This is a genomic window from Pseudomonas oryzae (genome assembly GCF_900104805.1).
Classification (GTDB): Bacteria; Pseudomonadota; Gammaproteobacteria; order Pseudomonadales; family Pseudomonadaceae; genus Geopseudomonas; species Geopseudomonas oryzae.
This window is the reverse complement of the sequence record NZ_LT629751.1, coordinates 1,583,103-1,599,357: the sequence shown is the minus strand read 5'-3', so window position 1 is coordinate 1,599,357 and position 16,255 is coordinate 1,583,103. Positions and strand designations below refer to the sequence as shown.

Sequence of the window (16,255 nt, the reverse complement as noted above, 5' to 3'; positions counted from 1 at the left end):
CCGGCAGCACAGGCAAGCGACCGCATGAGCAAGAGAGTCCTCCTCATCCTCGGCCACCCGGCCGGCGACAGTTTCTGTTCCCATCTGGCTGAGGCCTACCGCGCCGGCGCGAGCGAAGCCGGCTGCACGGTGCGCCAGTTGCGACTGGGCGACCTGCGTTTCGACCCGATCCTGCACGAGGGCTACCGGAAGGTGCAGCCGCTCGAGGAGGATCTGCTCAGGGCCCAGCAGGACATCCTCTGGGCCGAGCACCTGGTATTCGTCTACCCCACCTGGTGGGGGGCGATGCCGGCGTTGCTCAAGGGCTTCATCGATCGCGTCTTCCTGCCCGGTTTCGCCTTCAGCTATCGGCGCGACTCGACGTTCTGGGATCGCCTGCTGGCCGGACGCTCCGCGCACCTGCTGGTCACCATGGACACGCCGCCCTGGTACTACCGCTGGGGGTTCCGCATGCCCGGCCACCAGCAGATGAAGCGCACTATCCTCGAGTTCAGCGGCATCCGGCCGGTGCAAGTGACCAGCTTCGGCCCGATCCGCGGGGCTACGCCACAGCAGCGGGCGGTCTGGACACGCAAGGCGGCCAGCTTCGGACGTCGGGCCGCCGGATGAGAGCCACGGCGGGGTCCACCGGGTGGCGCTCGACTATGCTGGATTCATCCAGCACATATCCTCGCCGCGCCCTTCAAGGAGAGAGACGATGGTGGCCATCTTCCCGTTTGCGCAGGTCGTTACCCGGCACCCCGGATCCTCAGCGTTCTGACGTTCGCAGGCGCGCGCGATGTCGGAGCGTCTGCGTCCTGGCCGCCTGCTCCTGCTCGGCCTGGCGGGCCTGAGCGGCTGCGTGCGGCTGGGGCCGGATTTCCAGCCGCCCGGCGAGGCGTGGCTGGAGGCGTGGCGCAGCCCGGCCATCGAACAGGCCAGTCGGCAGGTCGCCCAGCCCGATATCCGTGAGTGGTGGCGGGTGTTCGACGATCCCGTGCTCGACCGCCTGATCGCCGAGGCCGACAGCCACAACACCAACCTGAGGATCGCCGGCCTGCGGGTGATGGAGGCCCGCGCCCAGCTGGGCATCGCCCGGAGCGGGCGCTATCCGCAGCTGCAGCAGGCGAGCGCCGACAGCCTCTATCTGGAGCGCGACCAGTCCGGCGGGCGCAACCCGCAGGACAGCCAGTTCTGGCAGCACAGCCTGGGCGTCGACATCGGCTGGGAGCTGGACTTCTGGGGGCGCTTCAGCCGCGCCATCGAGTCGGCCGATGCCGCCTACTTCGCCGCCGAAGCCAACTATCAGGACGTGCTGGTGCTGCTGCGCGCCCAGGTGGCCGAGACCTATTTCGCCCTGCGTACCACCGAGGCGCGCCTGCGCGTCGCGCGGGCCAACGCCGAGCAGCAGAAGCGCAGCTACCAGATCACCGAGCGGCTGTTCGCCAGTGGCGAGAGCGACGAGCTGGACTTGCAGCAGGCCAAGACCCAGTACCTGGGCACCCTGAGCAGCCTGCCGGCATTCGAGGATCAGGTGGCGCGGCTGCGCAATGCCCTGGCCGTGCTGATCGGCCGGCCGCCCGGGCCGCTGACGGAGCTGGCCGCGCGCGAAGGGCTGATTCCGCTGGTCGACCGCGCCGTGCTGCAGGATGTGCCGGCCGAGCTGCTGCGGCGGCGGCCGGACATCCGCGCCGCCGAACTCGACGTCGCCGCCCAGTCGGCGCTGATCGGCGTGGCCAGGAGCGATCTCTATCCCTCGCTGAGCCTGCTGGGCAGCATCGTCTGGTCCACCAGCTCGCTGGACGGCGCGCCCGACACCCTCGACCGGGTCGCCGGGCCGAGCCTGCGCTGGAACATCCTCGACTACGGGCGGATCAGCAACAACGTGCGCGTGCAGGACGCGCGCCTGCAGCAGCTGATCGAGGTCTACCGCGCCAGCGTGCGCCAGGCCGCGCGCGAGGCCGACGATGCCGCCCGTGGCCTGAGCAAGGCGCTGGAGCGCGAGCGCATCCTCGGTGAGGCGGCGATCTCCGCCGAGCGCTCGCTGACCCTGGCCAGCGCCCAGTACCGCGAGGGCTACGCCGACTTCCAGCGCGTGCTGGATGCCCAGCGCGCGCTGCTCGTGCAGCAGGACAACTACCTGGTGACCCGCAACGATGCGCTCAGCAGCCTGATCGCCCTGTACAAGGCGCTGGGCGGTGGCTGGCAGGGCACCCCGGTGCAGATCGACCAGGCCAGCCGCGCGCAGATGCAGCAACGCACCGACTGGGGCGACCTGCTGGATGCGCCGGCTGCCGCCGAGCCTCCGAAGGAGCATGACGATGACTGACGATGCGCAGCCCGCCCCGCCGGCCGCGACGGCTCCGGCGCCCCGGCCGCCCGCCGACCCGGTGAACCGGGGGGTGAAGTGGGTGATCGGGGTGATCGCCCTGAGCCTGCTCTGGTATCTGCTGGCCGACCGCCTCACCCCCTACACGCAACAGGCGCGGGTGCAGGCCTTCGTGGTGCCGGTGGCCGCGGAGGTGTCCGGGCGGGTGACCCGGGTGCTGGTGCGCGACAACCAGATGGTCGAGGCCGGCGAGGTGCTGTTCGAGGTGGATCCAGGCCAGTACCAGATCGCCGTCGAGCGGGCGCGCGCCGATCTCGAGTCGACCCGCCGGCAGATCGCCGCCAGCACCGCCGGCATCGACTCGGCGCTGGCCTCCCTGCGCGCCGCCGAGGCCAACGAGCTCAAGTCGCAGCAGGACCGCGACCGCCTGGAACGCCTGTACCGCGAGGATCCGGGCACCATTTCCCTGCGCCGCCTGGAGGTGTCGCGCGCCACCCACGTGCAGGCCATCAGCCAGGTCGCCGCGGCGCGGGCCGAGGTGCAGCGGGCGCGCGAACAGCAGGGCGGCAGCGACGAGCAGAACGCCCTGCTGCGCAGTGCCGCCGCCGCGGTGGAGAAGGCCGAGCTGGACCTGGCCAACACCCGGGTGCGCGCGCTGTCGGCCGGCATGGTCACCGACCTGCGCACCGACGTCGGCCATTTCGCCGCGGCGGGCAATCCGGTGATGACGCTGATCACCATCCAGGACGTGTGGATCGCTGCGGAAATGACCGAGAACAACCTCGCTCGGGTCGAGCCGGAAACCCCGGTCGCCATCGTCCTGGACGTGCTGCCCGGCGAGGTGTTCGCCGGCAGGGTGCGCAGCGTCGGCTTCGGCGTCAGCGTCGGGCCGAGCACGCCCCCCGGGACCCTGCCGCAGGTGGAGAACAGCCGCGACTGGCTGCGTCCGGCGCAGCGCTTCCCGGTGATCGTCGAATTCGCTCCCGGCGAGGTGAGCCGGCTGGCGAAGTTGCGCGGGATCCGCGTGGGCGGGCAGGCCGACGTCATGGCCTTCCCCAGCGAGGGCAATCCGCTCAACCTGCTCGGTCGCCTGTTCATCCATCTGATGAGCTGGCTGTCCTATGCCTATTGAGCCGGCGGGTGGCTGGCCGGATCCGCGCGCCCGGCGCGCGCTGCGCCTGGTCTGCGGCTCCGCGCTGTGTCTGGCGGCGAGTTACGCCCTGGGGCTGCCGCTGCCCTTCGTGGCCCCGCTGTTCGCCCTGTTCCTGCTGGTCAGGCTCGAGCGTCCGTTGACGCTCAAGGCCGGGCTGGGGCTGACCCTGGTGGTGCTGCTCACCACCGGCAGCGGCCTGCTGCTGATTCCCTTGCTGCGTCATGCCGCCGTCAGTGGCGTGCTGCTGGTCGGGCTGTGCCTGTTCCTGGCCTTCCGCCACGGCCTGAGCGGCGGTAACAACCTGGTCACCACCTTCCTGGTGATCGGCCTGACCATGATTTCCGCCGCCGGCACCGCCGATTTCGCCCTGGCGCTGCTGGTCATCGGTGCGCTGGCGCAGGGCCTGCTGCTCGCCGTGCTGATCCTGCCGGTCAGCCACTGGCTGTTTCCCGAGCCCGCCGGCGCGCGGGCCCAGCCGCCGCAGCCGTTCCTGCCGCCCGAGGAGGCGAACTGGGTGGCGCTGCGCGCCGCGCTGGTGGTGCTGCCGACCTGGTTGCTGGCGCTGATCGATCCGTCCGGCTACATGGCGATCATCCTCAAGGCGGTCGGCCTCGGCCAGCAGAGCTGCAGCGCCACCGCGCGCGATGCCGCCCGCGAGCTGCTCGGTTCGACCCTGCTCGGCGGCCTGCTGGCGATCCTGTTCTGGTGGGCCCTGGGCCTGTTCGTGCACCTGTGGATGTTCTTCCTGTGGATGCTGCTGTTCGGTCTGCTGGTGGCGCGCAAGCTCTACGCCATCAGCCCGACCCGGCAGAGCCCCGGCTTCTGGCTGAACAGCCTGGTGACCATGATCATCCTGCTCGGCCTGTCGGTGCAGGACAGCGCCAACGGCCAGGATGTCTACAGCGCCTTCGCCCTGCGCATGGGGCTGTTCGTCGCCATCAGCCTGTACGCCTGGCTGATGGTCTACCTGCTCGACCGATACCGCCTGCACCGCCGTCCGCGGCAGGCGGGTTGCTGAGGAGATCCCATGCTGCTCAACCTGCTGGTCGGCCTGCCCGCGATGCTGCTCTGCCTGGTCATGGAGGCCTACATCGTGGTGCTTTGCCTGCGCTACTACGTGCGCTATCACGCCCGCACGGGGCCGGGCGAGGCTGGCGACCGCCGGCTGTCGCAGGATTTCCTCGTGCTGAGTCTGGTGATGCTGCTGATGATGCTCGGCTACTTCGTGCAGATCGCCCTGTGGGCCGGGCTGTTCATGCTGCTCGGCGAGTTCGACGAGTTCGCCACCTCGCTGTACTACTCGGGGGTGACCTTCGCCACCCTGGGCTATGGCGATATCGTGCTCTCCGACCGCTGGCGTCTGCTCGGCGCGCTGGAGGCCGGCAACGGCGTGCTGATGCTGGGTATCTCCACTGGGGTGATGACCGCGGCGGTGCGCGAGGTCATCAAGGACAACCTCGTCCGCCTGCGCGCCCAGGGGCAGGGCGGCGGCGACTGACGGCGGGCTGCTGCGGCCGGCGGCTCAGCGCCGCTGCCGCTCCTGCAGGTAGTGCTCCAGATCGGTGAACGGCATCGGCCGCGAGTACAGGTGGCCCTGGAACACGTCGCACTGGCTGCGGGTGAGGAATTCGGCCTGCTCGGGGGTCTCCACGCCTTCGGCGACCACCAGCAGATCCAGGTGGTGGGCCATGGAGATGATGCCCTGGGTGATCGCGGCATCGCGCGGGTCGCGGATCAGGTCCTGGATGAACGAGCGGTCGATCTTCACCTTGTCGATCGGCAGGTCCTTCAGGTAGCTGAGGCTGGAGTAGCCGGTGCCGAAGTCGTCGAGGGCGAGGCCGACGCCCAGCTCCTTCAGCTCGTGCAGCAGGCGGATCGCCCGCTCGGCGTCCTTGAGCAGCACGCTTTCGGTGATCTCCAGCTCCAGCAGGGGGGCGGGCAGGCCGCTTTCCTCCAGGGCTCGCTGCACGGTCTCGACGAAGTTGCTGCGCAGGAAGTGCACCGCCGAGATGTTCACCGAGATCGGTCCGTGGACCAGCTGGCGGTCGAGCAGCTCGCGGTTGTGCCGGCAGGCGGTGTCCAGCACCCACTGGCTGATCGGGATGATCTGCCCGGTGTCCTCGGCCACCGGGATGAAGCGCATCGGCGAGATCATCCCGCGCTCGGGATGCCGCCAGCGCAGCAGGGCCTCGCTGCCGATCACTGCGTTGCGCCGCGCATCCACCTGCGGCTGGTAGTGCAGCTCGAAGCTCATGCTGCCGATGGTCTTCTGCAGCTCGTTGCGCAGGGTCATGCGTTCGCTGACTTCCTGGTTGAGGTGCTCGGTGTACCACTGGTAGTTGTTGCGGCCGTGCTGCTTGGCCTGGTACATGGCCAGGTCGGCCTCTTGGATCAGCTTCATCGGCTGCTCGATGTCGCCGTCGCTCAGGGTGATGCCGATGCTGGCGGTGACGTGCAGCTCCAGCTCGTTGAAGCGGTAGGGGCGGGCGATGCTGCGGATCAGGCGCTCGGCCACCAGCAGCGCGTCCTCGCCGTGGGCGAGATCGGGCAGCAGGACGACGAACTCGTCGCCGCCGAGGCGGGCGAGGGTGTCGCCGGGGCGGATCTCCTCGTTCATGCGCTGCGCCACCTCGACCAGTACCTTGTCGCCGACCGCGTGGCCGAGGGTGTCGTTGATCGGCTTGAAGCCGTCCAGGTCGATCAGCATCACTGCCAGCTCGCGGCTGTAGCGGCGGGCGATTTGGCAGCCCTGCTGCAGGCGGTCCTCCAGCAGCGAGCGATTGGGCAGGCCGGTGAGCACATCGTGGCTGGCGTTGTAGGCCAGCTCCGACTCGAAGCGCTTGCGCTCGGAGATGTCGTTCTGCACGCCGATGTAGTGGGTGACCACGCCGCGCTCGTCCGGCACCGGGGCGATGTACAGGTCGTTCCAGAAGGCGCTGCCGTCCTTGCGGAAGTTGCGCAGCACCACGTGGGCCTCACGCTGTCTGGCCAGGCTGCGGCGGATGGCGTCGAGCCCGGGCTGCTGGGTTTCCCGGCCCTGCAGGAAGCGCACGTTGCGGCCGATCACCTCGCTCGGCGAATAGCCGGTGATGCGCTCGAACGCCGGGTTGACGTAGATGACCGGATAGTCGGGGGATTGCGCATCGGCGATGACCACGCCGTTGTAGCTGGCCTCCAGGCAGCGCTGCAGCAGGGTCGCGCGGTTGTTGCTGCCGCGCGGCTCGCCGCTGCCGCGGGCACGCTCGAGGGCGTAGCGAATGCTGCGACCGAGCTGGCGCCCGTCGAATTCGCCCTTGATCAGGTGATCGGCGGCGCCGATGGCGATGGCCTGGCTGCCCAGGTCGCCGTCCTCGGCGCGGCTGAGCAGGATCAGCGGCTGCGGCAGTTGCCGCGCGCAGGCATGGCGCAGCAGTTCGAGGCCCGAGTCATCGCCCAGCCGGTAATCGATCAGGAACAGGTCGTGGACGGGATTGTCCAGCGCCGCGAGGCCTTGGGCGAAGCTGTTGACCCAGTCCAGCTCGTAGTGCGTGATGCCCGCCTCGCGCAGCAGGCCGCGGATGATCAGGAATTCGCGCTCGTCATCCTCGATCAGCAGCAGGCGCAGCGGGCGAGCGGGCTGGCTCATGAGCAAGAGGCTCCAGTGGAAAAGTATGGATGCCAGCCAGTTGTCGGGGGCGGGCGCTGCCGCGCGGGCAGCCGTGGCTGGTCGGCTGCCCGCTGCCATTCAGCAGGGATGTGGGCCCTTGGTGCGATGCCCGACATGCCGGATTGGACCGCAATGTCGGACCGGAACTCCCGGATCGGGCGATTTTATCAGCCTTGCGCGCTCGGGCGCAGGGGGGGGAACTCATCGGGGGTGATGGTTTCGCGCTCCAGCAGCAGGCGCGCGCCTTCGTCCAGCTCGGCGCGGCGCTCCTGGAGGATCTCGCCGGCGCGCCGATAGGCCTTGTCGATCAGCTGGCGCACGGCCAGGTCGACCTCGCGGGCGGTCTGCTCGGAGTAGTCCTTCTCGCGCATGGCGATCATGTTCTCGCCGAGGAAGCTGTTGCTCTGCCGCTCGAGCACCGCCTGGCCGAGATCGCCGCTCATGCCGAAGCGGGTGACGATCTGCCGGGCGATGTCGGTGACCTTGGCCAGGTCGTCGGCGGCGCCGGTGGAGATCTCGCCGAACACCAGCTGCTCCGAGGCGCGCCCGGCGAGCAGGACCACCATGCGGTTCTTCAGCTCGTTGAAGGTGATCAGGAAGCGGTCGTCGGTCGGCCGCTGCAGGGTGTAGCCGAGCGCGCCGATCGAGCGCGGTATGATGGACACCTTGTGCACCGGATCCATGCCGGGGAGGGTGCTGGCGACCAGGGCGTGGCCCATCTCGTGGTAGGCCACCACCTCGCGCTCGTGGGGCAGCAGCAGGCGGCCCTTGCGCTCGGTGCCGGCGACGATGCGCTCCACGGCACGGGTGAAGTCGTCCATGGCCACCCGCTCGGCGCCGCGGCGGGTGGCGAGGATCGCCGCCTCGTTGATCAGGTTGGCGAGGTCCGCGCCGGTGAAGCCGGGGGTGATGCCGGCGATCTGGTCGAGATCGACGTCGGCGGCGGCCTGGATGCGTTTGATGTGCACCTTGAGGATGGCCACCCGGCCCTTGCGGTCGGGGCGGTCGACGACGATCTGGCGGTCGAAGCGGCCGGCGCGCATCAGCGCCGGGTCGAGGATCTCCGGGCGGTTGGTGGCGGCCAGCAGCACCACGCCTTCGCGCGGGTCGAAGCCGTCCAGCTCGGCGAGCAGCTGGTTGAGGGTCTGCTCCTTCTCGTCGTTGCCGCCGAAAGCGCCGACGCCACGCGCCTTGCCGAGCGCGTCCAGCTCGTCGATGAAGATGATGCACGGCGCCGCCTTGCGCGCCTGCTCGAACAGGTCGCGCACCCGTGCGGCGCCGACGCCGACGAACATCTCGACGAATTCCGAGCCGGAGATGGAGAAGAACGGCACGCCGGCCTCGCCGGCCACCGCCTTGGCCACCAGGGTCTTGCCGGTGCCGGGCGGGCCTACCAGCAGGATGCCCTTGGGAATCCGCGCTCCGAGGCGGCTGTAGCGGGGCTGGTCCTTGAGGAAGGAGACGATCTCCTCCAACTCGGCCTTGGCCTCGTCGATGCCGGCCACGTCCTCGAAGGTCACCCCGGTGTCGCGCTCGACGTACACCTTGGCCTTGGACTTGCCGACGCTGACCAGCCCGCCGAGACCCTGCTTGTCGGTCAGGCGGCGGAACAGGAAGCTCCAGAAGGCGAAGATCAGCACCAGCGGCAGCAGCCAGGACAGCAGGTTGGAGAGGGCGGTGTTCTCCCGGACCGCACTGAACTTGGCCCCGGAGGCGGCCAGTTCCTCGGCCAGGGCAGGGTCCACGCGGTTGGTGACGAAACTGCTGCGATTGTTGATCGGCTCCAGCAGTTTGCCGCTGATCTGCTGGTTGTTGATGCTCAACTCGCTCAGCTTGCCCTCGTTGAGCAGCTTGAGAAACTCGCTGTAGGCGATCGGCTCGACCGCCTGGCGCTCGGCCCACCAGCCTTGGAACATCAGCAGGAAGCTGAAGGCCAACAGGAAGTACCAGGCGTTCCATTGAAACTTCTTGTCCATGCATCACCCCAAAGCGCTTGTTCGGCCTGTGCAGGATAGACCCTCAAGGCCCGGGAAGGCTTGCCGGAAAGCAAGGCCCGCTGTCTGGAATGTGCCTGAAGGCGCAAGAATATGTATTCGCTATTTAACATAATGAAATTTGGAAATGGAATTTTACGCTACACCGCCGATCGGCCTAGTAATCAGCGGGAAGGGGTGGGGGCTGCTATACCGCGGCGTGGCGGCGTGACGCAGGGCCGACGGCGGCGATCAGCGTCCGAGCATGCGGCGCAGCTCGGCCAGCGGTCGCGTATTGAGCACGTCCCGCGCTTCCAGCCAGCCGCGCCGGGCCTGGCCGACACCGAAGCGCAGCCAGACGAAGTCGAGGGTGCTGTGCGCGTCGGAGCTGATGGCGATGGGCACGCCGGCTTCGCGGGCCTCGCGGCAGTGCAGGTCGTCGAGGTCGAGGCGTTCCGGCTGGGCGTTGAGCTCGAGGGCGCAGCCGCGCTGGCGGGCCGCTGCGAGCAGGGCGGCGAAGTCGTAGTTGATCGGCGGTCGCTCGCCGAGCAGGCGCCCGCCAGGATGGGCGAGGATACTGAAGTGCTGGTGCTCCAGGGCGCGCAGCAGGCGGCGGGTTTGCTGCTGCTTGCCGAGGTTGAAGGAACTGTGCACGGCGCCGACCACCAGGTCGAGACGGCCGAGGATGCTGTCCGGCAGGTCGAGGCTGCCGTCCTCGAGGATGTCCACCTCGATGCCCTTGAGCAGGGTGATGCCGTTCAGGCGCTCGTTGAGGGCGTCGATCTCGTCGATCTGCCGGGCGAGGGCGTCGGCGTCCAGTCCGTGGGTGATGGCCAGGTGGCGGGAGTGGTCGGTGATCGCCAGGTATTCCAGGCCGGCGGCCTGGGCGGCCGCGGCCATCTCCGCCAGGCTGTTGCGTCCGTCGCTGGCCCGGGTATGGGCATGCAGGTCGCCGCGCAGGTCGCGGCGCTGCACCAGTCGCGGCAAGGTGCCGGCCAGCGCAGCGGCGATTTCGCCGCGCGCCTCGCGCAATTCGGGGGGAATCCACGGCAGGCCGAGGGCCTGATACACCGACTCCTCGCTGGAGCCGGCGATGCGCTGCTGACCGTGATACACACCGTATTCGCTGATCTTCAGTCCCCGTTCCTGGGCCATGCGCCGCAGCTCGATGTTGTGCGCCTTGCTGCCGGTCAGGTACACCAGCCCGGCGCCCCAGGACGCGGCGGCAAGCAGGCGCAGGTCGACCTGCAGACCCGAGCGCAGCAGCACGCTGGCACGGGTGGTGCCGGCGGCCAGCACGGTTTCCACCTCGGCGTCGCCGGTGAAGCGAGGGATCACCGGGCTGCCGCTGCGCGCGCTGACCAGGATATCCAGATCGCCCACGGTATCGCGGCCACGGCGGTAGCTGCGGGCGGTGGCGACCTCCAGCACCCCCGGCACTTCGCGCAGCATGGCCAGCAGGCGCTCGGCGATGGGCGCGACATGGGCGAGCAGGCGGCGCTGCGGGGTGTGCAGGAGCTGATCGACTGCCTGCAGCAGACGCTCCTCGGTGTGCTCGCCGAAACCGTGCAGGGTGCGGATGCGTCCGCTGCGGGCGGCTTGGTGCAGCTCGGCGGGGGTCTGGATGCCCAGCTCGTGCCACAGCCGGGCGACGCGTTTCGGGCCGAGGCCGGCGACCTTGAGCAGCTCGCGCAGGCCGCTCGGAACCTCGCCGCGCAGACGCTGCAGCAGGGCGCACTGGCCGCTGGCCGCGATCTCGGCGATCTTCGCCGCGAGGTCGTCGCCGATGCCCGGCAGCTTGGGCAGCGTCTGGCCGCTGGCGAGCAACATGGCGATGTCCGGGGCGAAGGCCTGCACCACTCGCGCGCCGTTGCGATAGGCGCGGATGCGGAACGGGTTGGCGCCTTCCAGTTCGAGGATGTCGGCGATTTCCTCGAATACCGCAGCGATCTCGGCGTTGCTGACGCTCATGCCCGCCAGCCCAGGGCGAAGGCGCCGCCGTCCCTGGCCTGTACGCTGCAGCCCAGCACCGCACACTCGCGCGCCAGGGTGTCGTACAGCCAGCGGCGGTCGACGCCCTGGGCGAGGTTGATGCGCAGGCGCTCGAGGCGGGTCGGCACCATCTCCAGCGCCTGCAGGCGGCCGTCGTCGTGCAGATGGACGAAATACAGCAGGCCGAGTTCGCCGCGGAAGGCGGTGTGGCCCTCGATGCCCTCGTAGTCGTTGAGGCGGTCGCCACAGCCGTAGAGGATCAGTCGCCCGCGATGCACCTCGATGCCCTTGATGTGGTGCGAGGAGTGGCCGTGTACCAGGTCGACGCCGGCCTGCTCGATCAGCCCATGGGCGAAGGCACGCTGCTCGCCGGGTACCGCGAAGGCCCAGTTGTCGCCCCAGTGCAGCGATACCAGCACGCGATCGCCGCTCTGCCGGGCGGCGCGGATCAGCTCGACCACATGGCCCAGGCTGCGCGGCGACAGGTCGTCCAGGCGGGCCACCCCGGCCTGGTGCGGGCCGGCCGCCCACCAGGTGGGGATGCCGCTGTCCGGCAGGCCGAAGGCGAATACCAGCAGGCGCCGTCCGCCGTCTAGCGGCAGGATGGCCGGCGCCTCGGCGGCGGTGCGGTCGAGTCCGGCGCCGGCCCAGGGCATGCCGTGCGCGGTGAGGGTGTCGAGGGTATCGCGCAGGCCGATCTCGCCCCAGTCCAGCACGTGGTTGTTGGCCAGCGTGCAGCAGTTGATCCCCGCCGCGCGCAGGAAGGGGAAGTTCTCCGGGGTCATGCGGTAGTTGATGCCCTTGGGCTCCGGCCGGCCGTGACGGGTCACTGCGGTTTCCAGGTTGACCAGGCGCACCTGCGGGTGCCTGCGCTGCAGCTCGGCGAGGGCATCGCCCCATACGTAGGCGAAATCCACCGGGTGGGCGATGGGCCCGCAGCGCTGTTCGGCCAGCGCCACGTAGTCGCGGGCGTCGTGCACGTAGTCCTCGTAGATGCGCGGATCGCCGGGGTAGGGAAGGATCTGGTCGATGCCGCGGCCCGGCATGACGTCACCGAGAAGGAACAGGCTGAGCGGGCTCTGCTCGCTGGCCATGGGAACACCTGCCTTGCGCCGGTCAATCCGCCGCAGTGTCAGTGAAAGCGCTCCTTCCGTTCATTTTGCGGCCTGCCCGTTGCCGGCAGGTCCGTCCCGATCGGGATGAGCGAACCGCTGCCGCAGTTCGCTCAGTTCGTGCAGGCGCTGCTGCAGCGCGCCGTTGACCGTGCCCGCCGGATACTGTCCCTGGTCATCGGCGCTGCCGGCCGTCAGGCCGGTGAGCAGCTCCATGGCCTGGTCGACGTGGGCGATGGCGTAGACGTGGAAGCGGCCTGCGGCCACGGCGTCCACCACCTCCTGGCGCAGCATCAGGTGCTTGACGTTGCCCCGGGGGATGATCACCCCCTGGCGGCCGCTCAGGCCGCGGGCGGCGCAGAGGTCGAAGAATCCCTCGATCTTCTCGTTGACCCCGCCGATCACCTGGACGCGGCCATGCTGGTCTACCGAGCCGGTGAGCGCCAGGTCCTGACGCAGCGGCAGTTGCGCCAGCGCCGACTGCAGCACGCACAGTTCGGCGGTCGAGGCGCTGTCGCCGTCCACACCGCCGTAGGACTGCTCGAACACCAGGCTGGCGGCGAACGACAGCGGCGCGCGGCCACCGAAGCGGCTGGCCAGGAAGGCGGAAAGGATCAGCACGCCCTTGGAGTGCAGCGCGCCGCCCAGCTCCACCTCGCGCTCGATGTCGATCAGCTTGCCGTCGCCCAGGCGCGCGGTCGCGGTGATCCGCGCCGGGTGGCCGAAGGCATGGGCGCCGAGCTGCAGCACGGCCAGGCCGTTGATCTGTGCCAGGCACTGGCCGTCGGTCTCGATGTGGCGCAGGTCGCGCAGCGCCGCCTCGAGCATGCGCTCGCGGATCTGGTCGGCGCGGTGCACGCGCTCGCGCACCGCGCGTTCGACATCCTCGCGGCGCACCAGCGGGCGCTGCTGCTGGCCGGCCCAGTAGTCCGCCTCGCGCATCAGGTCGATCAGGTCCTGCATGTGCAGCGACAGCTTCTCGCCATCTTCCGCCCGCCGCGCCGCCTGTTCGATCAGCCGCGCCACCGCGCCACCCTGCAGCGGGCGCAGCTGTTCGCGGCGCTGCAGGGTGGCGATCAGCCGGGCATACAGCTGGGTGTTCTCCGCGCTGCGCGGCAGGTCTTCGGCGAAGTCCGCCTCGATCTTGAACAGCAGCGGAAAGTCGGGATCGTACTGGGTCAGGAGGTAGTAGAGCAGGCGATCGCCGATCAGCACCACCTTGACGTCCAGCGGGATGGGGTCGGGCTCCAGGGAGATGGTGCTGGCCAGGCTGAGAACCTGCTCCAGCGACTGGATGCGCAGCTCGCGGCCCTGCAGCGCGCGCTTGAGCGCCTCCCAGGCGAACGGCTGGGTCAGCAGCTTGCGTGCATCCAGCAGCAGGTAGCCGCCATTGGCCCGATGCAGGGCGCCGCCCTTGATCAGGGTGAAGTCGGTGTGCAGGGTGCCCATCTGCGCCTGGTGCTCGATGCGCCCGACCAGGTTCTGATAGCTCGGGTAGTCCTCGTAGACCAGCGGCGCGCCCTGGCTGTCGCGGTTGTCGACCAGCACGTTGACCAGATAGCGGTTGAACGGGGTCACCCGCTGGCGATCGAAGAGCTTTTCCGCCGGGGCGGCGCTGAACAGCTCGGAGCCCTTGGTGCCGATGTCGCGTTTCACCTCGGCGAGGAAGGCGGACACCCCGGGCAGGTGCGCGTAGCGCGCCTCCAGGTCGATGAACTGGCGCTCCACGGTGGCGTGGGTGACTGCCTCGTTGAGCCACTCCACTGCCTGGTCGTGCTCGCGGCTGGCGGTGGCGGCCTGCTGCAGCGTCTGGCGCAGCACCTGGCGGATACGCTCGCTGCGCTCCTCGATGTCCTGCTTCTCTGCGTCCGGCAGCTTGTCGAAGGCTTCGGCGTCGAGTACCTCGCCGTCCTTGAGCGGGGCCAGGGTGAAACCGGCCGGAGTGCGCAGCAGGATGATGCCGGCGGCACGCGCCTGGCTGTCGACCGTGCCGAACAGCTCCTCCTCGCGGGCCTTGAAGCGGTCCTTGAGGTTCTGCATGGCGTTGCGGTACTCGTCGCTGTCGAAGGCCGCCGGCAGGGCGGTGAGCAGGCTGCGCACCAGCGCGCGCATGTCGGCCTGCAGGCCGCAGGCGGTGCCGGCGGGCAGGCGCAGCACGCAGGGCTTGTGCGGCGTGCGGAAATTGTTGACGTAGCACCAGTCGCTGGGCGGCTCGACCGCGGCGGCCTGCTGGCCGAGCAGCTGGCGGACGATGGCGTGCTTGCCCAGTCCCGGCGAGCCCATCACGTAGAGGTTGTAGCCGTCGTGGCGGATGCCGACCCCGACGTGCAGGGCGCCGATGGCCCGCTCCTGGCCGAGGCTGGCCTCGAAGTCGGGCAGGTCGCTGGTGCTGTCGAAGCTCAGCTCCTTGGCGTCGCAGGCGTGGTAGAGCTGCTGGCTGCTCAGTTCGTGCTGGCTCGGCAAGGTCGGCCTCCTCTGCCTGGGGCTGCGCGGCGTCTCCATACATTAAAGATCACCTGCGGCCGTTCGCCGGGCCGGATGGGCCATTCAGCCCGGTGGTTGCGGATGACCGCCTTGCCCGCGATCTGAAGCAGCAGTGGCCCCGCACGGGGCGGGGCGCTGCGGGAGTCGATCAGCTGCTCTTGATCGCGATGGTCTTTTCCGTCTGCCTGGCTTCGGGTTTCTTCGGCAGGTGCAGGGTCAGAACGCCCTTGGCGAAGTGGGCTTCGATCTTCTCCGGGTCCACGCCTTCCGGCAGGGCGAAGGTGCGCTGGAAAGAGCCGTAGTGACGCTCGGAAAGGTAGTAGTCCTTCTTCTTCTCCTCGCGCTCATCCTTCTTCTCGCCCTTGATGGTCAGGTTGCCGTTGCTCAGTTTGACCTCGATGTTCTTCTCGTCCATGCCCGGCAGTTCGGCGCTGATCTCGAAGGCGTCGTCCTTCTCGACGATGTCCACCGCCGGCATGCCGGTGAAGCTCAGCTCACGGCGCCAGAACGGCTCGATGTCGAGGCTGCGCGACAGCGAGGGCAGACGCCAGCCACGGTCGAAGTCCTCGAACAGCTTGTCGACCTGGTGGCGCAGGTTCTCCAGCGGGCGCATGGCGGAGGAGAGCGGACTCTGCTTGGTGGACTTCTCTTCGCTCTGCTCCTGGGGCTTGTTTTCGTTCTCAGCCATGGTGGCTCCTCCCTAGTGGTCCGATATGGACTTTGCTTGACTTTCGATCGGGGGTGGCCGGTACGCTTTGACTTTGATCAAGCGCCTGCCGCCTCACTCGTCCTCGACCAGCTCGGCTGACTGCAGCCCGCACAGCTGGCGGAGGCGGTGCATGTCCCTGAGGCAGACCTCGCGGCCGCTGATCTCCACCAGCCCCCGGTCGCGGTAGCGGGTGAGCAGGCGGCTGACCGTTTCGCTGGTCAGGCCCAGGTAGTTGGCGATTTCGCAGCGGCTCATCGGCAGGATGAAGTTGTGCGCGGAATAGCCGCGGGCGCGAAAGCGTTGCGAGAGTTCGAGGAGAAAGGCTGCCAGGCGCTCCTCCGCCGGCTTGCGGGTCAGGCGCATCTGCTCGTGGTCGGCATGGATGGCCTGGCTCATCACCCGCAGCAGTTCGGTGCGCAGGCGCGGCATGCTGCCGGCCAGCTCCTCCAGGCGCGCCAGCGGTATGGCGCAGACCATGCAGGTTTCCAGGGCGACGGCGAAGCTCAGGTGGCTGTTGGTGCCGAGGCCGTCGAGGCCGAGCATCTCGCCGGGCAGATGGAAGCCGGTGATCTGCTCCTCGCCCTCGCTGCTCAGCAGGTAAGTCTTCAGCGTGCCGGCGCGCACCGCATGGAGCTGGCGGAGCGGCTCGCCGGCGCTGAACAGGTATTCGCCCCGCTGCAGCGGGCGGGCGCGCTGGATGATGCCATCCAGCTGCTGCAGTTCGCCGTCATGCAGGTTGAGCGGGAAGCAGTGCGCCCGTACCTTGCACTCGCGGCAGCTGATCTGCTCCCGGGTGCAACGGCCGGATACGGGCTGGCCCGTGTTTGAAAGCATAAAAAAGATGCCCCCACTGCTGGCACGCAGTTGCAACTGCCTTC

12 protein-coding genes are annotated in these 16,255 nt (G+C 69.0%); 5 read left to right on the top strand and 7 right to left on the bottom strand.

The window, feature by feature from the left end:
• Positions 1–24 precede the first annotated feature (24 nt).
• The 5 genes from BLT78_RS07230 (at position 25) to BLT78_RS07210 (ending at position 4,959) form a co-directional block, all read left to right on the top strand.
• A complete protein-coding gene (locus tag BLT78_RS07230) occupies positions 25–609 on the top strand; it encodes an NAD(P)H-dependent oxidoreductase (protein WP_090348327.1) in 585 nt (194 codons plus the stop codon).
• A gap of 169 nt (positions 610–778) precedes the next feature.
• Complete coding sequence (locus tag BLT78_RS07225) at positions 779–2,308, top strand: efflux transporter outer membrane subunit (protein WP_090348326.1); 1,530 nt, start codon at positions 779–781, stop codon at positions 2,306–2,308.
• Positions 2,301–3,440: an HlyD family secretion protein gene (locus BLT78_RS07220; protein ID WP_090348325.1), complete on the top strand. Its 1,140-nt coding sequence runs from the start codon at positions 2,301–2,303 to the stop codon at positions 3,438–3,440. Before BLT78_RS07225 ends, BLT78_RS07220 begins: the two co-directional genes overlap by 8 nt.
• The gene (locus tag BLT78_RS07215; RefSeq protein ID WP_090348324.1) at positions 3,430–4,479 is read left to right on the top strand and encodes a DUF2955 domain-containing protein; all 1,050 of its coding nucleotides are present in this window, start codon (positions 3,430–3,432) and stop codon (positions 4,477–4,479) included. The genes BLT78_RS07220 and BLT78_RS07215 overlap by 11 nt, the downstream gene beginning before the upstream one ends.
• Positions 4,480–4,488: 9 nt before the next feature.
• Positions 4,489–4,959, top strand: coding sequence for a potassium channel family protein (locus BLT78_RS07210; RefSeq protein ID WP_090348323.1), 471 nt, complete (start codon positions 4,489–4,491; stop codon positions 4,957–4,959).
• A 24-nt stretch (positions 4,960–4,983) separates the two neighbouring features.
• Here the strand turns inward: BLT78_RS07210 and BLT78_RS07205 are convergent, their stop codons facing one another.
• From BLT78_RS07205 to fnr, 7 genes are all read right to left on the bottom strand, one after another.
• The gene (locus BLT78_RS07205; protein ID WP_090348322.1) at positions 4,984–7,086 is read right to left on the bottom strand and encodes a putative bifunctional diguanylate cyclase/phosphodiesterase; all 2,103 of its coding nucleotides are present in this window, start codon (positions 7,084–7,086) and stop codon (positions 4,984–4,986) included.
• Positions 7,087–7,274: 188 nt separating this feature from the next.
• Complete coding sequence (gene ftsH, locus BLT78_RS07200) at positions 7,275–9,083, bottom strand: ATP-dependent zinc metalloprotease FtsH (RefSeq protein WP_090348321.1); 1,809 nt, start codon at positions 9,081–9,083, stop codon at positions 7,275–7,277.
• Positions 9,084–9,332: 249 nt separating this feature from the next.
• Positions 9,333–11,051 (bottom strand): DNA polymerase/3'-5' exonuclease PolX, encoded by a 1,719-nt coding sequence (gene polX / locus BLT78_RS07195; RefSeq protein ID WP_090348320.1) that lies wholly within the window; start codon positions 11,049–11,051, stop codon positions 9,333–9,335.
• Positions 11,048–12,166: a CapA family protein gene (locus BLT78_RS07190; RefSeq protein ID WP_090348319.1), complete on the bottom strand. Its 1,119-nt coding sequence runs from the start codon at positions 12,164–12,166 to the stop codon at positions 11,048–11,050. Before BLT78_RS07190 ends, polX begins: the two co-directional genes overlap by 4 nt.
• A 60-nt stretch (positions 12,167–12,226) precedes the next feature.
• Complete coding sequence (locus tag BLT78_RS07185) at positions 12,227–14,647, bottom strand: Lon protease family protein (protein ID WP_197673152.1); 2,421 nt, start codon at positions 14,645–14,647, stop codon at positions 12,227–12,229.
• 169 nt (positions 14,648–14,816) lie between these two features.
• Entirely contained in the window at positions 14,817–15,356 is a 540-nt protein-coding gene (locus BLT78_RS07180) for an Hsp20/alpha crystallin family protein (RefSeq protein WP_090348317.1), read from the bottom strand.
• A 93-nt stretch (positions 15,357–15,449) separates the two neighbouring features.
• On the bottom strand, positions 15,450–16,211 hold the full coding sequence (gene fnr, locus BLT78_RS07175) for a fumarate/nitrate reduction transcriptional regulator Fnr (protein ID WP_090348316.1): 762 nt from the start codon (positions 16,209–16,211) through the stop codon (positions 15,450–15,452).
• Positions 16,212–16,255 lie beyond the last annotated feature (44 nt).

Excerpts from the sequence above, each read along its gene's own strand:
- BLT78_RS07225 (WP_090348326.1), top strand. The coding sequence starts at position 779 with ATGTCGGAGCGTCTGCGTCCTGGCCGCCTGCTCCTGCTCGGCCTGGCG.
- BLT78_RS07210 (WP_090348323.1), top strand. The coding sequence starts at position 4,489 with ATGCTGCTCAACCTGCTGGTCGGCCTGCCCGCGATGCTGCTCTGCCTG.
- BLT78_RS07205 (WP_090348322.1), bottom strand. The coding sequence starts at position 7,086 with ATGAGCCAGCCCGCTCGCCCGCTGCGCCTGCTGCTGATCGAGGATGAC.
- fnr (WP_090348316.1), bottom strand. The coding sequence starts at position 16,211 with ATGCTTTCAAACACGGGCCAGCCCGTATCCGGCCGTTGCACCCGGGAG.
- BLT78_RS07190 (WP_090348319.1), bottom strand. The coding sequence starts at position 12,166 with ATGGCCAGCGAGCAGAGCCCGCTCAGCCTGTTCCTTCTCGGTGACGTC.
- ftsH (WP_090348321.1), bottom strand. The coding sequence starts at position 9,083 with ATGGACAAGAAGTTTCAATGGAACGCCTGGTACTTCCTGTTGGCCTTC.
- BLT78_RS07180 (WP_090348317.1), bottom strand. The coding sequence starts at position 15,356 with ATGGCTGAGAACGAAAACAAGCCCCAGGAGCAGAGCGAAGAGAAGTCC.
- BLT78_RS07220 (WP_090348325.1), top strand. The coding sequence starts at position 2,301 with ATGACTGACGATGCGCAGCCCGCCCCGCCGGCCGCGACGGCTCCGGCG.
- BLT78_RS07215 (WP_090348324.1), top strand. The coding sequence starts at position 3,430 with ATGCCTATTGAGCCGGCGGGTGGCTGGCCGGATCCGCGCGCCCGGCGC.
- BLT78_RS07230 (WP_090348327.1), top strand. The coding sequence starts at position 25 with ATGAGCAAGAGAGTCCTCCTCATCCTCGGCCACCCGGCCGGCGACAGT.
- polX (WP_090348320.1), bottom strand. The coding sequence starts at position 11,051 with ATGAGCGTCAGCAACGCCGAGATCGCTGCGGTATTCGAGGAAATCGCC.